General features: G+C 39.7%; 12 protein-coding genes. 10 read left to right on the top strand and 2 right to left on the bottom strand.

Features of this window, described 5'->3' with window-relative positions; genetic code table 11:
* The first annotated feature begins 108 nt into the window (after window positions 1–108).
* The 4 genes from E4O01_RS06020 to E4O01_RS06005 are packed head-to-tail and all read left to right on the top strand — an operon-like array spanning window position 109 to window position 4,839.
* Window positions 109–2,526 carry a chemotaxis protein CheA gene (locus tag E4O01_RS06020; RefSeq protein WP_253694874.1) on the top strand — a complete coding sequence of 806 codons (2,418 nt, stop codon included), beginning with the start codon at window positions 109–111 and terminating at the stop codon, window positions 2,524–2,526.
* Between the two features lie 18 nt (window positions 2,527–2,544).
* Window positions 2,545–3,888, top strand: coding sequence for a CheR family methyltransferase (locus tag E4O01_RS06015; RefSeq protein ID WP_253695184.1), 1,344 nt, complete (start codon window positions 2,545–2,547; stop codon window positions 3,886–3,888).
* Between the two features lie 24 nt (window positions 3,889–3,912).
* On the top strand, window positions 3,913–4,377 hold the full coding sequence (locus tag E4O01_RS06010) for a chemotaxis protein CheX (protein ID WP_253694873.1): 465 nt from the start codon (window positions 3,913–3,915) through the stop codon (window positions 4,375–4,377).
* Between the two features lie 21 nt (window positions 4,378–4,398).
* Entirely contained in the window at window positions 4,399–4,839 is a 441-nt protein-coding gene (locus tag E4O01_RS06005; protein ID WP_253694872.1) for a response regulator, read from the top strand.
* A 31-nt stretch (window positions 4,840–4,870) separates the two neighbouring features.
* On the opposite strand, the gene E4O01_RS06000 is transcribed toward E4O01_RS06005, so the two are convergent.
* Entirely contained in the window at window positions 4,871–5,491 is a 621-nt protein-coding gene (locus E4O01_RS06000; RefSeq protein ID WP_253694871.1) for a helix-turn-helix domain-containing protein, read from the bottom strand.
* A gap of 118 nt (window positions 5,492–5,609) precedes the next feature.
* Between E4O01_RS06000 and E4O01_RS05995 the strand changes: the two genes are divergently transcribed.
* Genes E4O01_RS05995 through E4O01_RS05980 form a run of 4 tightly spaced genes read left to right on the top strand, consistent with a single transcriptional unit; the run spans window position 5,610 to window position 13,008 of the window.
* Window positions 5,610–8,552, top strand: a complete 2,943-nt coding sequence (locus E4O01_RS05995; RefSeq protein ID WP_253694870.1) for an AAA family ATPase — start codon at window positions 5,610–5,612, stop codon at window positions 8,550–8,552.
* The gene (locus E4O01_RS05990; protein ID WP_253694869.1) at window positions 8,533–8,952 is read left to right on the top strand and encodes a hypothetical protein; all 420 of its coding nucleotides are present in this window, start codon (window positions 8,533–8,535) and stop codon (window positions 8,950–8,952) included. The genes E4O01_RS05995 and E4O01_RS05990 overlap by 20 nt, the downstream gene beginning before the upstream one ends.
* A gap of 8 nt (window positions 8,953–8,960) precedes the next feature.
* The gene (gene bamD / locus E4O01_RS05985; RefSeq protein WP_371819639.1) at window positions 8,961–10,496 is read left to right on the top strand and encodes an outer membrane protein assembly factor BamD; all 1,536 of its coding nucleotides are present in this window, start codon (window positions 8,961–8,963) and stop codon (window positions 10,494–10,496) included.
* 49 nt (window positions 10,497–10,545) lie between these two features.
* Entirely contained in the window at window positions 10,546–13,008 is a 2,463-nt protein-coding gene (locus E4O01_RS05980) for a leucine-rich repeat protein (protein ID WP_253694867.1), read from the top strand.
* A gap of 3 nt (window positions 13,009–13,011) precedes the next feature.
* Here the strand turns inward: E4O01_RS05980 and E4O01_RS05975 are convergent, their stop codons facing one another.
* On the bottom strand, window positions 13,012–13,770 hold the full coding sequence (locus tag E4O01_RS05975) for a helix-turn-helix domain-containing protein (RefSeq protein WP_253694866.1): 759 nt from the start codon (window positions 13,768–13,770) through the stop codon (window positions 13,012–13,014).
* Window positions 13,771–13,860: 90 nt separating this feature from the next.
* Here E4O01_RS05975 and E4O01_RS05970 point away from each other — a divergent pair, with 90 nt between their 5' ends.
* Entirely contained in the window at window positions 13,861–14,094 is a 234-nt protein-coding gene (locus E4O01_RS05970; RefSeq protein ID WP_253694865.1) for a hypothetical protein, read from the top strand.
* 49 nt (window positions 14,095–14,143) lie between these two features.
* Entirely contained in the window at window positions 14,144–17,572 is a 3,429-nt protein-coding gene (locus E4O01_RS05965; RefSeq protein ID WP_253694864.1) for an InlB B-repeat-containing protein, read from the top strand.
* Window positions 17,573–17,593 lie beyond the last annotated feature (21 nt).

Raw genomic sequence — 17,593 nt, 5'->3', positions numbered from 1 at the left:
TAAAAAAAATCTAGTTAACTTTAAAAAAAAAGCCATTAGTAAATAAAATAAAGTGAAAAAAAACGGTTTTCTTCTTGACTAATATTATAAATAGTATAGAATATATGTATGAGTGATTATCTTGACATCAATAACGAAGAACTGTTAAAAGATTTTTTTAGCGAAGCAGAACAACAAGTTGAAATACTTGAAAGTAATGTTTTGGTTATAGAACAAAACCCTGAAGACCGTAATGCTGTCGATGAGATATTTAGAGCTGCTCATACTTTAAAAGGCGGTTCCGCTACGGTCGAGATGACCGAGTTGTCTCAATTTACGCACGCAATGGAAGATCTTCTCGATGAGATCAGAAGCGGTACCGTTAAGGTAACCGGAGAGACTGTCGATTTATTGCTAAAATCGATAGACATAATTAAGCTCATGCTGGATGCCAGAGCTTCAGGTTCAATATACTCTGATGATGTTTCAGGCGTTGTAAACCAATTGAGATCTTATATTCCGCAAAAAGCAGATAAAAAAGCCGGCAAGTCTTCAGCTCCTAAGGTTTCCATACCTGCTTCTTCACCGCCTGCGACTGCACCTAAAATGCAGGCTTCGGCTTCAAGTTTGGATGTTAAAGATTATTTTTCGGAGTATGAGCTTCTTGAATTGGCGGAAACAATTCAAAAAGGCGAAGAATTATACGCGGTTATAGTAAAATTCGATGAATCGAATTTAATGAATTCGGTAGGCGGTATTCAGGTTTTTGCCGCTTTAAAAGACTACGGAAGCGTATTAAAAACCGTTCCCGATTTTGATGCTTTATATGAAGATGAATTTCATGAAACCGTAATTTATTTTTTATCTTCGGCTACGGACAAAAATATTTTGGAAAAAGCAGCCTTTATAGGCGATGTCACTCTTTCTGCAAGTGCCGAAAAACTTGAGGTTAAGAATGAAGCTCATAAAGCTCCCGTTCCCGTACAAACGGCTTCGGAAACTTCATCTCAGGCAAGTGCTCCTGTGACAAAGGCTCCTGAAAAGACAGAAGAAAAAGCAGCTGTAGAAACAGGCGAAGCCTTATCCAAACCTGTCGAAAAGAGCGAGAAAAAGCAGACTCAAACGGCCTCGCAAGGAAGCGGACATTCTTCCTCAGGTTCTATTTTACGTGTAGATGCAAACAGAATAGATTATCTTTTAAATCTGGTAAGTGAAACGGTTATAACAAAGGCCTCTTTAAACCAGAGCTCGATCGAATTTACTGAACTTTACGATAAATTTCAGAATTCCAGCACAGTTTACAAAGATAAAACAAGAAAACTTTTGGATAAGATTCCCGATTATCTTGAAAAAATTCAGCAGGGCTACGATATCAACTCTATAAAACAAGATGTTTTAAACGAATATTCGGGGCTTATCGAGATCTTTGGTGATTTTGATTCTTCAATGAAGGCAGCCGTAACAAAATTCAAATCTTCATCTCAAAATTTAGGCCGTATCTCAGGAGAACTTCAAGAAGGCGTTATGAAGATACGAATGGTTCCTATCAGTCAGATTTTCAGCCGCTTTCCCCGCGTAGTTCGGGATTTGTCGAGAGATTTAAATAAAAACGTTCAACTTGTGATTGAAGGTGAAGACACCGAGCTTGATAAATCGGTTGTCGAGGATTTGCTTGATCCCATAATGCACTGTGTGCGGAACTCGCTTGATCACGGTGTTGAATCGCCTGAAGTGAGAAAAAGTTTAGGGAAATCCGAACAAGGTATACTGTTACTTAAAGCAAGCAATGAAGGAAACATGATTGTTATTGAAGTTGCAGATGACGGTCATGGAATTGACGTTGAAGCAGTAAAACAAAAGGCCGTTGAAAGAGGCATTTTGCATCCCAATAAAAATCTTACGGATATTGAAGCCTTCCAATTGGTTTTTGCTCCCGGTTTTTCGACGAGTAAAACAATTTCGAGTGTGTCCGGCCGAGGCGTAGGTCTTGATGTAGTAAAGACTCACATCGAAAAATTAAACGGAACCGTAATGGTAGAATCCGAACCCAATGTGGGAACAAGATTTATTATAAAACTGCCGTTGACCTTGGCAATTATACAGGGACTTTTGATAAGGGTTGGGGACGAAGTTTACTCCATTCCGATTACTTCGGTTATAGAAAGCCACAGGGTAAAGCCCGACGAAATTAACCGTATTGATAATTATGAAGTTTTCAATGTCCGTGATGAGGTGTACAGTCTTTTAAGGCTTAACCGCCTATTCGGCATTACATCGGCAGAAACCGATGATGACGGATATAATTACATAGTTGTAGTCGGAACCGAAGAGAAAAAAGTAGGTCTCATGGTAGACAGTTTGATAGGGGAGGAATCTGTTGTAATAAAACCTTTAAAGGATCAGTTTACCAATTCTCCCGGAATTGCCGGTGCTTCTATTTTGGGCGACGGCTCGGTTTCGTTGATTATAGATGTTGCACAATTGCTTGAACTGGGATTAAAACAGGAAATGCAGGCTAGAGAGCGCCGAGAGGCTTCAATTTGGTAGGTTGAGGAAAGTATCATGATGGAAGAAACAAAAGAAATAAGAGTAAATACAAATACGGGTACAGGGAACGGTGAAGCGGAATCTCTTCACGAACAAGTTATTGTAGTTGATTTTAAGATGGTAACTTTCTCCCTTGCCGGTAAAGATTATGCAATAGATATTATGCGTGTCAAAGAAATAGCAAAGGCGGGGAATTTTACCTATGTACCTAATACATCCCCCTTTGTATTGGGTGTATATAACTTGCGAGGTGATATTATACCGATAATTGACCTGCGTATTTTCTTTAATATTCCGGTACCGGCCCGCAAAAAGAATCAACCCGAAAGTATGGTAATAATCAATGTGCAGGATCAGACTTTTGGTGTTGTTGTCGATTTTATTGATAAGGTAGTAGGAGTTTCAAGCAGTTCCATTCAGCCTCCGCATCCTATTTTCGGCGACATAAATATTAAATATATTCATGGTGTTGTCGAAAACGGCGGACGCTTATACATTCTTCTTGATGTCGATAAGATTTTTGCTTCACGTCAACAAAAAGAAGAGGTAAAAGAAGACCTTCCGCCTGTTACTGCAAGTGTGATAAAAGAGCCTGTTAAAATGCAGGCCAATCAATCTTCTGAAAATTTGGATATAAAATTTATCGGGGATACCTTGTCGGCTATGGGTAAATTCTATATTTCTGCGATCAATGAAAATTGGATTAAGGACAGATATATGGAATGGAAAGACCTGCGGCCTTCCGGAAATTTGCAAATTCAATCCGAAAAAGATGCCGGAGAATTTTTATCTTCTTTCTTATCTCCTTTTACAAAACGTTTTTGGAGCGAGGCTTATATAAACGCCTATTATAAAATTCTTCCGGAAAATACTTCTCCGGTAATAAACGTTTGGTGTATAGGATGCGGACCGGGATATGAGGCTTACAGTCTTGCCGTTCTTTTAAGAATGCGTTATCCTCGTGCACATATAAAGATTTATGCAAATGATTCGGATTTGTTGGCTATTTCAAATGCTCCCATGCTTGCAATACCGGATGATATTGCTTCAGGAATGTATGAGCAATATATTACAAAAACGGCTTCGGGTAATCTTACATTTTCAAAAGAGATAAAAGATATGATTCTTTTTGAGTATCATGATTGTACTCATCAAAATGCAGTTCCCGATATGGATATAATTGTGGCAAGAGATGTTCTTTCTTTCTTAAATCCTAATGTACAACGAACTTTAATCGAAGAATTTAGAGAAAAACTAAAGGATTCCGGGCTTATAATTTTAGGACATAATGAAGCTATGCCTAAACAGGACGGATGGCTTAGGAACAGTGCCGGTGATATTGTAATTTTTACAAAAGAATAAATATAAAAGGATAAGGAGAAATAAATGCGCGTAGAGTATATTAATCCGTTTAGCGAAGCTGCGTACAATATCTTGTCACAAGTTTTAGGTGATGATATAAAACGCGGTGATTTGTACCTAAAATCGACATGTATGCCGGTTATGGGTGTAGCTGCCATTGTCGGTCTTGCAGGAGATGTAGAAGGCCGTGTCATATTTGATATGACTTTAGAAACTGCGTTGAAAATTGCTTCTGCAATGAATAACGAAGAGTTGGCAGAATTTGATGAGCTTGCCCGTGCAACAATTACTGAGTTGGCTAATCTTATCACGGCACAGGCTGTAACAAAGCTTCATGATCTCGGCTTTAAGTTTGACTTAACTCCGCCGGCTTTGTTTACAGGCGATAACATGAAGATATCCAATAACGATATTGAAGCCCTAATTGTTCCGATGACTGCTCCTCAAGGTAAAGTAGAAATCAACGTTGCAATTCGTGATCGAGTATAAGAAAATTAAAGGAGTTTTATTATGATATCAAAACAGGACTTTCCCAATATTAACGAGAGGGCACCTGAAGGAAAAAAACCGGATGGAACACCTTATAAGATTTTGGTTGTTGATGATTCTATATTTGTTACAAAGCAGATCGGGCAGATATTGAATAGTGAAGGCTATGAAGTTATTGCTACGGCTGTAGACGGATTTGAGGGCGTTGAAAAATATAAGCAATTATGTCCTAATGTTGACCTTGTAACAATGGATATTACAATGCCTAAAATGGACGGTTTAACTGCTTTAGAGCAGATTATGGCATTCGATAAAAATGCCAAGATAGTTATGATAAGTGCTTTAGGTAAGGAAGAACTTGTAAAAAAAGCTCTTTTACTCGGAGCAAAGAACTATATCGTAAAACCGCTTGACCGCAAAAAGGTTTTGGAGCGTGTTGCAGGCGTTTTAGGTATTTCCTAAATTATGTAAAACGAGGCTTGACTATGATGGGTTAAGCCTCTTTTTTTAGCCTTATTAACCTGTAGCGCTTATTTGTTTTTAAAATAGTGTATCGATTGTTAAAACTTTTTTTTAGGGATTTTTTTAAATTATAAACATGGTTATAGATGCTGTTTTGTCTTGACAATTTTTCATCTCCCCAAAATATGATTCTTATATCTGCATCGCTTAACCCGTTTTTTTTGTTTATTATCAGATGTTTTAATAATATCCCCGATTTTTTAGGTAAACTGTAAATATAGTCTTTATTAAGATCAGCTCTTTTTTTGCACTTTGAAAGGATAATTTCGAGTATTTTTTCGTTTGCTTTTATATTTTTAGGCGTATGAGACGAACTTATTATGTTTATGTTTTTTATGTGGTGATAAGCTGAATGAGCATAAGTGCAAACCGTAATATCTTTGGATATTTTTTTGAGTAATTCGATACTGTTTAGGCCGTAGTGGGTTAGTTCTTGTTTTGCTGCTATGATGGCATCAAGTCTTTTGTCCAGATAATTACACATGAATTTACTGCCGTTTTCTGCGGCAACCGTTATAATTCCATGATTTTCCAAGTGTTCACACAAAAAGGCTAGTGTTTCTATTTTTCTGTCAAAAATCAATACTTTCATAATATCTTCTTATCGGAAAAAGTATTCTATCTCTTAAAAACTTTTCAATTCCTAATGACAAACAAGCGAATAAATTGTATAATCTCTTATATGTATATGATAAAAGGATGTTCGGGTTATGTTTCTTAAAAGTCTTGAAATTTTCGGATTTAAGTCCTTTCCCGATAGAGTAAAAATTGAATTTGCAGATGGTATAACCGCCCTTTTAGGCCCTAACGGATGCGGAAAAAGTAATGTAGTAGATGCCGTAAAATGGGTACTCGGAGAACAATCTTCCCGTACCTTAAGAGCCGATAAAATGGAAGACGTTATATTTAACGGTACCGAAAAACGTAATCAGCTCAATGTTGCGGAAGTAACCTTGATGATAAGCAATGAAAAGGGCCTTTTGAATTTGGAATTAAGCGAAATAGCCATAAAAAGACGGCTTTATAGATCCGGTGAAAGTGAATATTTTATCAATAATCAGCCGGCAAAACTTCGCGAGATTCGAGAGCTTTTTTGGGATACGGGAGTAGGGAAGGCGGCTTATTCCGTTATGGAGCAGGGAAAAATCGACCAAATTCTTTCGAGTAAACCTGAAGAAAGGCGGTATCTTTTTGAGGAGGCGGCCGGTATAACCAAATTTAAGGTAAAGAGGCAGGATGCTGAGCGAAAACTCGAAAAAACCCAAGAAAACATGAAACAGATTGAAGCTGCTTTAGCCGAAGTCCGCAGATCCTATGATACCTTAAAAGTCCAATCCGAGCAGACGATTAAGTACCGTGAACTTAAAGAAGCCGTTTTTGAACACGAAAGAGATATTCAGCTTTTACGTTTAAAAAGTTTTGTAGACGGTCTTGCCGCAAAAAAACAAAGTTTACAAGATGCATCCGAAAAAAGAAACTCCATACAGGAACAAATTGACGGTATTCACGGAATCCTTTCGGAAAATATGGATATTGTAAACGAAATGGAAGAAAAGTTTAATGCTTACCGTACCAAAGTACTAAATCTGGCCATCGAACAAAAGGGTAAGCAGGAGCAAGTCCAAATTTACAATAAACGCCGTTCCGAACTTAAACTAAAGTTAAATCAGCTTGAAGCAAAGACTTCTTCGACAAAGGAAAATATTGAAAACCTTGAAGACGATATTTCCGAAAAAAATGCGGATGTTTTCGAATTTAAAAAACAGGTTACCGCAATCGAAAAAAATGCCGAAGAATTTGAAAAAAACATAGATTTGGCAAGCCATAAGATTACTTCAAATAAGGAAGAAATAAAAAGGCTTGAAGACGATATAAGACGGTTTGACGATATGAGGGCGGATATGGAACTTGAGTTAAAATCCATAACCGAAGATATCGTTACCGAACTTGATAAAAATTTAAGATCTGCAGGTTATTCTTCTACAAACAGATTGGAGGCCGAAAAAGAACTGGATGAGACTTTAAACCGATTAAAAGTTTTGATTACGGGAAGAAAAGAATTGTTTTCGGACTTCGCTTCGATAGATAATCATTCGGAGGCCGATGTTAAAAAATTTGCAGACAATGCAGTTCAAAGTTTTTCATCGCTTTTAACCATAAGCAATGAAATTCAAAATTCACTTGAAAAATATAAAAAATCTTCGGCCGGTTTTATAGACGAATTTTTAGCTCCCGAAGGTATTATTACCAAAAAAAGATCCGTCGATACCGCTATTTTGGAAAATAGGCAATCTATCGAAAATAACCGTAATAAAATTGCGGCACTGATAGAAGAAAATAACGAACTTTCCATTAAGATAAATGATTACCGCAAAACTCTTGAAGATTTGCGTGTAAACAGAGCCAGAGTGGATGCTCAGGCAAAAAACGCCGAAGATCAGGTTAAACTTTTGGAGCGTCAGCTTTCTTCCGAACAAAAAATTCTACACGATCTTGAAAACGAATTTTTTGCCGAAGAAAAACAGCTAAAACAAACGGAAGAAGATATTTCTGAGCTTGAAGGCGAGATAAATTCTTTGGAATACGAAGGAAGAAAAATAAGTGCCGAACTTGAAAAACTTGAAAACGAAATTTCGGTAAAAAACTCAGACCTTGCAAGTAAGAGAGGAAAAATCGATAAACTTACTGCCGAGCTTTCAAAGGCAAATTCTCTTTTGGAAAAATTCCACTTGGACCTTGCCGGGATTGAAGCCGATATCCGTAATACAAAGGAAAATTTCAGGGAAAAACATTCCAGAGAGCTCATGGAATTTGAAGAGAGAATGTTTACTCTCACTGCGTCGGTAAGTGAACTAAGAGACAGCCTTTCAGTAATTAAGCAAAAACTTGATTCTTTGGGCAGGGTTAACTTTATGGCGCCTGAAGAATTTGAGAATGTTAAAGAGCGTTACGAATTCTTAAATAAGCAGATAAGTGATCTTGATAAGGCCCGCGCAGATTTGCAGAGAATTACCGATGAAATTACAGCTGAATCTACTGAACTATTCTTGGAAACTTACAATAAAATTAAAAAGAATTTTCATAATATGTTTAGACGGCTTTTCGGCGGAGGAAGGGCCGAAATACGCTTAACTGATCCGAAAAATGTGCTTGAATCGGGAATAGAAATTTTTGCTCAGCCGCCGGGTAAAAAGCTTGAAAATATAAGCCTTCTATCGGGCGGTGAAAAGTCCATGACAGCCGTAGCCCTTTTATTTGCAACCTATATGGTAAAGCCGTCTCCGTTCTGTCTTCTCGATGAAATTGATGCAGCTCTTGACGAGCAAAACGTTACCCGTTTTGTTACAACACTCCGTGAGTTTGCAAATGTTAGTCAGTACATTGTCATTACACACAACAAAAAAACGGTTTTAGGTGCAAATGCCATGCTGGGCGTTACCATGGAAGAATCGGGCGTTTCAAAGGTTATAGCCATAAGGCTTGATAACGAAACGGAGCTTCAGGCAAAGACGGTAGATTTGGTTGATGAGCCCTTCGTCGAAGAAGAAGTTGAACCGGAGGAAGGAGTTTATATTCCGCCCCATCCTCCTAAAAGGATAAAAACGATAAATGAGGGGGAGAGTTCCGAAAACAATGACAAACTTCAAGACTAAGATAAGCGATATTTTAAAAAATATTCAAGATTTTTTTTCTAATAACAGGAAGTTGGTTATAATAATAGTATGCGTTTTGATTTTTCTTTTAATTTTAAGTCTTGTGTTATTGATTATATTTTCACAAAAAAAGGAAGATACTGCATATTCCAAAGAGAAAAAAACGGTATTATCCTCTAAAAATTCCGATTTTAAAAGCGGTAAAATCAATACCGATAAATTGCAGCTCATAGATGAACCCTTATACCTTCCTCCCATTCAGTTTTCAAGAGAGCAGCGTAAAATATGGGAAAAAGAAGAGGTTGATTACTGGTATGAACCTCCTTCAAAAGAGGATATTGAAGAACTGCATAAACAGAATAAAAAACTTGTCGATAATATACTGGAGGGTGCTCCGTGAAATTTTCAATGCGTTTTATATTAGTATTATTTTTGATTTTTATCCTTTTTAATTCCTGCGCAAGTACCAAAAAGAGCTCGGGTGAAAATCCGGCAGAAATTAAAAAGACCGAAGATGTTGTGCCGAATGATTCTAAACCCGAACCCGCTCAGGATATAGAAAACAAGGATGCGGAAAAGATTGTAATTGAAGATAATCATTTACAGGATAAGAATTCCGAGCAGGACAAAAGCTCTGAACAAAACGAAGTGAAGGTTGAGGCTGATTCGGAAAAATCGGTTTCCGATCCTAAACCTGTCAGCGATAAACCCGCATTGGAGCTTATAATTGATACTGAAGATGAACCGGCATTACCGAATAACAAAAGCCTTGATTCGTCTTCGATGGTAGAATCTCCTGCTCCGGTAAAAAAAACTGAGACTAAAGAGCCTCCTGCTCCTGCAAAAAAAGCCGAGATTAAAGAGCCTCCCGCTTCTGCGAAAAAAACTGATACTAAGACCATGGAGCCGGTCCCTGCCGATAAGCCGGCCGTAAACACACCAAATACTCCTTCTAAAGCTAAATCGGAAACTGTACAATCGGCTGAGAAAGAGAAAGATAAATTGAAGCCGGCCGATGATTCGAATAAAACTATTGTGCCTGACGATAATTCGGATAAGAATCTTGTAAATGAAGAAAAAATGAAAGAGATTGAGCCTGCCCGTGTTTTTTCGGAATTTCCAAGTACCGAACCTGATGAGACAAAAGAAGAAAAAACCTCCCGTTCGGTAAAACTCTATACAGGGCAGAGACTTGAAGTTGTATATCCGGGAGAAGGTTGGGTATACTTAGGTGAATCCTCTGCACAAAAAGGTATAAAATATCAACAAAGAAAACTTCAAAACGGCACTTCTATATTCCACTTTGGAGCTTTAAACGAAGGCAACTATATTCTTAACTTTTCGCATTTTGATGTTTTTTCGGATAATTTTATTTCGGATTCTATCGCCGTTCATGTAGAAAAAGCAAAGACAAAGCTGAATGATACTGTTAAAGCTCCTGATTATAAAGGAAGCGTAAATATTGCAAAACTAAAACCGGCTGAAAAGAAACCTGAAAAAGATACTTCGGATTCTTCCAAACCCATGCAAGGGGTTCCGATACAAAAAGAATCTTCTTCAATAAAAAAAGATACAGGCGATTTAAAGGTTTATGATTCTCCCGATCTTTTGACCGTAACCGAAAAGCCGGAATCTAAAACAGATGAGAAAAAAATTAAATCCCCTTCCGAGTTGTTGGACATGATAAGAGGCTATATTTCTGCGGGAAATTCGGCAGAAGCCTTAAATTCGGTGGATTCCTTTTTAAAAGATTATTCGGTAAATTTGGATGAAGCCTTGTTTTTACGCGGTCAGGCTTATGAACTAAACGGACCGAATAAAAACGTAAAAAAAGCCCTGGAGGCCTATCAAACCCTAACCAAAGCCTATCCTGAAAGTAAGTTTTGGGATAAGGCGGATGCAAGGATAAGGTATATAAAAAAATTCTATATCGATATAAAGTAAAATGAAGCAAATAAAGAAAAAAAGATTAGACATTACAAGAATACTTATTATGACAGCTGTATGTATGCTGCCGCTGGTATTGGTCAGTCCTCTTATAGCAGAAGAAACTGATGAAATACGGACACTTCGTGAGGATGCTGAAAAAGGTCATGCGTGGGCTCAATACGACCTTGGCTTTATGTATAAGGAAGGCCGGGGTGTAGAGCAAAGTTATGAAAAAGCTGTCTATTGGTATAATAAAGCTGCCGAACAGGGATTTGCCGAGGCACAGAATAATCTCGGTTTTATGTATAAGGAAGGTCTGGGTGTAGAGCAGAGTTATAAGTCAGCCGTTTACTGGTACCGTAAGGCCGCCGAGCAGAAACTTGCTGAGGCACAGTTTAATCTTGGAAATATGTACTTTGACGGCTTGGGCCTTGCAAAAAACGCCGAAAAAGCCGCAGAATGGTACCTTAAAGCAGCGGAACAAGGGCTGGCTAAGGCTCAGAATAAGCTCGGCTGGATGTATCACAATGGTATTGGAGTTGAGCAAAATGATGAAAAAGCCGTCTACTGGCATCGAAAAGCAGCGGAACAGGGGGATGCCGAAGGTCAGTTTAGTCTCGGCTGGCTATACTATCAGGGAATAGGACTAAAAAAAGATTATAAAAAAGCTTCCGAATGGTTTGGCAAGGCTGCGGATCAGGGGCTGACTGAGGCACAAGCAAAGCTTAAGGAATTAGAAGAACAGTTACAGAAAAACACAAAGCCCTTACTAATCATTGATAAAGACGGCACGCTCACCGGACTTACCGATAAAACAAAACTAAAAGGAAAACTTGTGCTTCCTGCAGAGGTTAAAAAAATCGGTGAGAATGCTTTTTACGACTGTAAAGGTTTAACTGAAATCGATTTTTCTGCCTGTACAAATCTTGTCGACATAGGCAGATGGGCTTTTTCAGGCTGTACAGGTTTAACTGAAGTCTACTTACCGGCAAGTCTTACCAAAATTGGCGAAATGGCTTTTAACCGATGTACCGGCTTAACTAAAGTTGACTTCCCTGCAAGCCTTACCGAAATCGGAGACAATGCTTTTTCCAGCTGTACCGGCTTAACTGAAGTCTACTTACCAGCAAGCCTTACCCAAATAAGTTATCATCCTTTTATAGATTGCAGTAATTTACATACACTCATAGTCGATCCTGCGAATCCTGTTTATTGCAGCAAAGATAACGTGATATACACAAAGGATATGAAAAAACTTATATGTGCAGCCGGAGGTCTTACACAAGCTTCTATACCCGATACTGTTACCGAAATCGGAGACTATGCTTTTTTTTACTGTACCGGCTTAACTAAAGTCCACTTACCTGAAAGTCTTACCGAAATTGGTGAAAAGTCTTTTTCGGGATGTACTGGCTTAACTGAATTTCGCTTCCCTGAAAGCCTTACCGAAATCGGTGAAGAGACTTTTTTAGGTTGTACCGGATTGATTAAAGTCTGCTTACCTGAGAGTCTTACTAAAATAGGTTATTATGCTTTTTTCAGATGTACTGGGTTAATTGAAGCCAGTTTACCTGAAAGTCTTACCGAAATTGATAGAGGAGCTTTTGCAGACTGTAAGAATTTACATACGCTGATAGTCGATCCTGCGAATCCGGTTTATTGCAGTAAAGATAATATTATATACACAAAGGATATGGATGAACTTGTATGTGCAGCCGGAGGCCTTACACAAGCTTTCATACCCGATACTGTTACCAAAATCGGCGAAATGGCTTTTTTCGGCTGTACCGGCTTAACTAAAGTCCACTTACCTGAAAGTCTTACCGAAATCGGTGAATGGGCTTTTTCAGGCTGTACCGGTTTATCAAAGTTGGATATTTCCGCTTGTAAAAATCTTACAGAAATCGGTGAACAGGCTTTTTCTGGCTGTACCGGTTTAGCTGAAGTCCGCCTGCCTGCAAGCCTTACCGAAATTGGTAGATGGGCTTTTAACGGCTGTACCGATTTATCTGAAATTCGCCTGCCTGCAACTCTTACCAAAATTGGTGAAGGACCTTTTGCAGGCTGCACTAATTTACATACGCTTGTAGTCGATCCTGCGAATCCTGTTTATTGCAGTAAAGATAATATTATATACACAAAGAATATGAACAAACTTATATGTGCAGCCGGAGGTATTACACAAATTTCCATACCCGATACTGTTACCAAAATCGGCGAAATGGCTTTTGACGGGTGTACAGGCTTAACTGAAGTCCGTCTGCCTGCTAGCCTTACCGAAATCGGTGAATGGGCTTTTTCAGGCTGTACCGGTTTATCAAAGTTGGATATTTCCGCTTGTAAAAATCTTACCAAAATCGGTGAATGGGTTTTTGAAGGCTGTACCAGCTTAACTGAGGTGAGTCTACCCGCAAGTCTTACCTTCATAGGGTCGCAGGCCTTTAAAAATATTTCACCGGATGCACAGTTTACGATACCAACGGAAGAGGTTAAAAAACTGCTTAAAGACAGTGCTGAAGCTCCCTAAATATTATTCTATTTTGTATTGTAATAAAAGAATACGCAGGGCTTCCCGGTTTGCAACTCCCAAACTTTTACAGGCCGAAGCCATATCTTTTTTTACGACAGAAGTACTTACGTGGAATTCGGCCGACAGTTCTTCATAAGTTTTTCCGTTCATAATCGAGCCTAAAATAAAGTCCTTTTGGCGTTCTGAGATACCGTATTCTTCCAGTTCTAAAACACTGCCTTTGGGAGGAAGATTTATTTCGGTAGAAACTATCTCGGTCGGAGGCAAAAGATATGAGAGGTTTGCTTCAAGCTTTTTATATAGGCATACAAGAAGCCCAAAATAAAAACCGGTCAAAGTAATTTCAAAAATAAAATATTTTATACTAAAAGAAAAATACAAACCTATACTGATAAGAAGCCAATAAATTGTAAGAGCCGCAATTTTTTGTTTATAATAGGTTTTAAAATCCCCGTTTACAAAAACCATAACACAGCCTGCCGCAAAAAGAAGAGTGCCGATACCCACGAATCCCATGTGTGCAGTAACTCCGGCTTCCATAAAAAACATCAAATAGTTGAGAATATTATTTTTGGGTTTTATAAAAAGAATCAGGCAAAAAAACAGACAAATACAGTTAATGACAATATCAATCCAAAGAACGACCGGAAGAAACCCATCCAGCGGAAAGTTATTGGTAATATTCATAACTATTGCAGTGCTTAATACGAAAATTCCCAACAAATACATAATACGGCCGGCATTAAAAAACTTCTTCATACTTTTGATTATAGTAGTATTAAAAAAAAATAGCAATACCTGATGAAAAATGTACAAGGATGTCCGTTCATTTACCGCACAGGATGTGCGGTGGTTTCCATACTTGCAAGCTTTAGCCTGTGGCTAAAACTTGAAGCTCAAAATCGGACATACACTTCCTCGTCCGCCATGGACGGCGGTGGTTCCATGCTCGCAAGTTTTAGCCTGTGGCTAAAACTTGAAGCTCAAAATCGGACACGGATGTCCGATTTTGAGCAGGTAACCAAAGTTCTTTTTTGGGTAACCATGGTTCTTTTTGGCGTTTACCCCCTGTTTTTTATATAATTTTGTTATAAACTTAGGTATAATTCAAAAGACTAGGGAGAGTGAGTTTATGCGTAAGTTTAAAGCTTTTTTGATTGTAATTACGGTTTTACTGCTTTCAAGTGCTTGTGATCACTTTTTTTCGGATATTGAAAGAGATCTTGAATATTGGTCATCTACCGTGCTAATTACCGGAAACGAAATTCCCGCAGCCGGAACGGACAACGAGGGGTATCCTTGTTTGCCGAGTGCCGTAGATAAAACCATAATCTTAAAACTTACAAATCCTCAAAAATACATACTTAAAATCCCCGGTGCTCAAGGCTCGCCTTCGGACATTGTAGTCTTTGAAAACGGCGTAAAAGGTACCGACGGTATGAATGCGCCTAGGGCAGAAATAGATTACTATTTTAGACAAACATCTTCCGACCGCATCGAATTGATATATAAAGACGCCTTTTTAAAATATTCCGAGTGGGGCAGTCAAAACTTAAGCCCTGCAATCACCCTTTACAATAAAGAAGGCCGAAAGTTTGAGCAAAAATACACATTTAAACTGCGTGCCAATACCCCGCCTCCCGCCTTAGAATACAAAGCCTTGTGTAAAACGCAAGACGGCATCACCTGGTACTATGTACTGTGCTTTGAAGTGAAAGATATGGATAAAACCGTAAGTACGGAGCTTTTACACAAAGACATAGCATCAATTACCGTTACCCCGCAGGGCGGAACGGCTCAAACCCTTCCCCTTACCGTAAAGCCGGATAAAAGCGGCTTTAACATAGGCAATTCGGGCATTCTTTTACCTGTCGCAAGCGTGAAAAAACTGGAAGTCGGCGATGTAAACCAGGGAGTTACCATAGATGACACGCCGACAGAAAAGTGGATAATCTATTTAAAAACCGATGTACAAGTAAAAGTAGGTGCCGCAAAAGAATACACACTTAAACTGACCGACGAAAAAGGCTTAAGCTCCCCCGAAATAACGAAAAGTACGGCAACAAACAAACTGTCGCCCGTTGGGCTGTATCACAACAATAGCCCGATAACGGAAAATTCCGAGAATTCTCCGCATGAAATAAACACCAATATGGCAATTACTTTACAGGCACGGGTAAAAGCAGGGGCAGCTATAACCGGAACTATAGCAAAAAAGGTGTCGGGTTCAAACAACTGGAACGGCGCAGACTCTGTTTCGGGCACAACAACTGCCGCCATAACCTTACCGGCTCTTGGAAATAACGAAAACGAAGCCCTATACAAAATCAGCCTAAAGGCAAGTCAACAGAACTATGAACCAAGCGATGAAAAAACCTTCTTTGTCAAATTGGTTAAACAATTCACTGTAACATTCCGCGTAGTAGACGGAAACGGAAGCCTTCAAGGTTCCTATAACGGAAACACCGAAACTGCGAGCGGAAACTATACCAAAACCCTCACCGTACCCTACGGGGGAAGCGTAACCTTTACCGCAACACCGAACAACCCTAACCAATACAAGGTTGGAAACTGGACATGTATGCCTTCCATCGGCTTTACGGGACAGAACGGTCAAGCCTCAGCCTCTCTTACCGTAACGGCAAATACAGAGGTAAGCGTACAATTCGTACAGCTTAGTGCCTTAACACCGCAAACGCTTAAAATACACGGGCAAGATGCTTCGGCAGGTGCAGTTACACTGCCGTATACGGTAACGCAATTATCGCAAAACGACATACAGCTTTCTTTTGCCGGGCAGCAGCAGAATATTCCCTTTACCGTAACACCTCAGCTGCCGCTTACCTTAACGGAAGGAGTTCCCCAAAATCTTACCATAAATGTTGCGGCAAGTCCGGGAAATTATCCTGCATGGTCAAAAACGGTACAGGTAACCCGTGCACAAAACGACGTTGCAAACTTGGCGAGCTTTAAGCTGAACGGAGAACTTAAAACAGCTCCTTTTACTTCCGAATACACGGTGGCTTCAACTACGGCAAGAGTAACGGACTTTATGTTTGACGCTAACAGCACGGGAGCAACGGCAAGCGTAAGTCCCGGCGGAAACGCAAACATACCCGCAAACGGTGTAACGCAGTTTACCATTACAGTAAAAGCTCAAAACGGCAGTACAACACAACCTATAAGGTTTACCGTAAAACGCCAAACCTACCCAGTAAGGTTCAGCGTACAAGACGGACGGGGCGGAAGCCTTAAAGGTGTGTATAACGGCTCCCCCCAAATAGCAAACGGAGGCAGCACCGCAAGCTTCACCGTACCGCACGGCGAAAGCGTAGCCTTTACCGCAACGCCCGATAACGGCTGGGAAGTAGACCGCTGGACTGTAGGCGGCAGCACGGTAAACGGAACGAACCAAAGCTATACCCTCTCCAACGTAACTGCCGAAAAAACCGTAAGGGTAAAGTTTAAACCGGGTGAATTCAATTTAGCAGGCGGCGGCAGCGATGCGTGGAAACAGCTTAAAGATGAAGCGGCAAAACCGTACGGTGCCCACACAATCGTCATTAAAGGGGAAATAAAAGCGACAAACGGAAACAATGCGGGCGAAATTAGGCTCGGCAGAAACCTCACCATAAGGGGCGGCTCTTCCGCCGTTTTGAACGCAAGCGGCATAACGCGTATCTTTAAGCTGGAAAACGGCAAAACACTCATTCTTAAAGACATAACGCTTAAAAACGCCCAAGTAGGCTCAACTAATGAAGGCGGCGGCGTATACATCGACAATGGAGGCACGCTCATTATGCAAGGCTCAAGCACTATCACTAACTGCAAGGCCGGTAAGGGCGGCGGCGTATACGTAAAGGGCACATTCAAGATGGAAGGCAGTGCTTTAGTTACGGATGAGACAGGCAGAGACAACGAGGTCTATTTGGAAAGCGGCAAAACCGTTACCGTAACCGGCGCATTGGCAAATAAACCCGCCGCAAAAATAAGAGTTGCCGACTACCAAAAAAACAGAGTGCTTGCCGTGGGTGAGCATGCAAAGAAGGAAAACTTTCAGCTCGCTCCGGTCGGCGGTAATAACTGGCGGTATAAAAAAGTCGGCAATGAGGTAAAGTTTGTAACGGGAAAACTGACGTATACGATTGAAAAGATTATCAGTATAAAAGAGCATGACGGTGCTACAGATGCCGAGTATTACTGGACGATGAAACTCGATGGTCAAAATGTACATAGTCTGGGTAGGGATAACGCATGGAAACCTAAAAAAAAGGGGAAAACGTATAACATAAACAGCAGCCAAGAAGTTCTTTTCGATTACACTGATGACAAGACGGTAGGAGCTTATTTTTTGATAAAAGAAAAGGATAAAACCGGTGGTGCTTCTAATGATGACCTTATTGTAGAAGTAACTAAAGATATTACGTATCAGAACGATCAGTTGGAATTTGAAGGATCAACAATATCGCTTGATCAAGAAAAAACGTTTAGGCTTGAATTCCACAATAAAGACAAAGGCGAAGTAGATGTTGTGTGCCGCATACGCTGGGAAGATGAATAATGTAATGGGGAATTAATAATT

The organism is Treponema sp. OMZ 790, assembly GCF_024181285.1.
Taxonomy (GTDB): domain Bacteria; phylum Spirochaetota; class Spirochaetia; order Treponematales; family Treponemataceae; genus Treponema_B.
Note: the sequence above shows the minus strand (reverse complement) of the source record. Positions and strands in the feature narration are given on the sequence as shown.